An 881-nucleotide genomic window follows, 5' to 3' on the forward strand; every position below is an offset into this window, starting at 1 on the left:
CTAAGCGACTACGACACCGCGCTCGGCCTCAGCGACGGAGGCGTGGCATGAGCCGGGACCTGGGCGCGGAGGTGGCGTTCCTGACCCGCGCGCTGAAAGCACCGACCCTGCGGGAGGCGGTGCCACGGCTGGCCGAGCGGGCCCGCGAGCAATCCTGGTCGCACGAGGAGTTCCTCATCGCCTGCCTGCAGCGGGAGGTCTCCGCGCGGGAGTCCCACGGCGGCGAGGGCCGGATCCGCGCCGCCCGGTTCCCGGCCCGCAAAAGCCTGGAGGAGTTCGACTTCGACCACGCCCGCGGCCTCAAGCGGGACCTGATCGCGCACCTGGGCACGCTGGACTTCGTCACCGCCAAGGAGAACGTGCTGCTGCTCGGGCCGCCCGGCACCGGCAAGACCCACCTGGCCACCGGCCTGGCCATCCGCGCCTGCCAGGCCGGCCACCGGGTCCTGTTCGCCACCGCCACTGAGTGGGTCACCCGGCTGGCCGAGGCCCACCACGCCGGCCGGCTGCAAGACGAACTACGGCGCCTGGGCCGCTATCCGCTGCTGGTGGTCGACGAAGTCGGCTACGTGCCCTTCGAGCCCGAGGCCGCCAACTTGTTCTTCCAGCTCGTCTCCAGCCGCTACGAGCGGGCCTCGCTGATCGTGACCAGCAACAAGCCCTTCGGCCGCTGGGGTGAGGTCTTCGGTGACGAGGTCGTCGCCGCCGCGATGATCGACCGGCTGGTTCACCACGCCGAAGTCATCTCCCTCAAGGGCGACAGCTACCGGCTTAAAGACCGAGACCTCGGCCGCTCCGCGGCCGCCACCGAAGACGCATGACCACGAGGGGGTCAATTTTCGGCCGTCGCTAGGGGGTCAACTTTGGGCCGTCGTTGACAG

General features: G+C 70.3%; 1 protein-coding gene. It reads left to right on the forward strand.

Annotated elements, in window-relative coordinates; all coding sequences use genetic code 11:
- The first annotated feature begins 47 nt into the window (after positions 1–47).
- Positions 48–821, forward strand: a complete 774-nt coding sequence (gene istB, locus E9529_RS21465; protein WP_236833283.1) for an IS21-like element helper ATPase IstB — start codon at positions 48–50, stop codon at positions 819–821.
- The last annotated feature ends 60 nt before the right edge of the window (positions 822–881 follow it).

The organism is Blastococcus sp. KM273128 (assembly GCF_021698975.1).
In the GTDB taxonomy this organism is placed as follows: Bacteria; Actinomycetota; Actinomycetes; order Mycobacteriales; family Geodermatophilaceae; genus Blastococcus.

Bases quoted from the DNA above. Each gene is read 5' to 3' on its own strand.
- istB (WP_236833283.1), top strand. From the start codon at position 48: ATGAGCCGGGACCTGGGCGCGGAGGTGGCGTTCCTGACCCGCGCGCTG.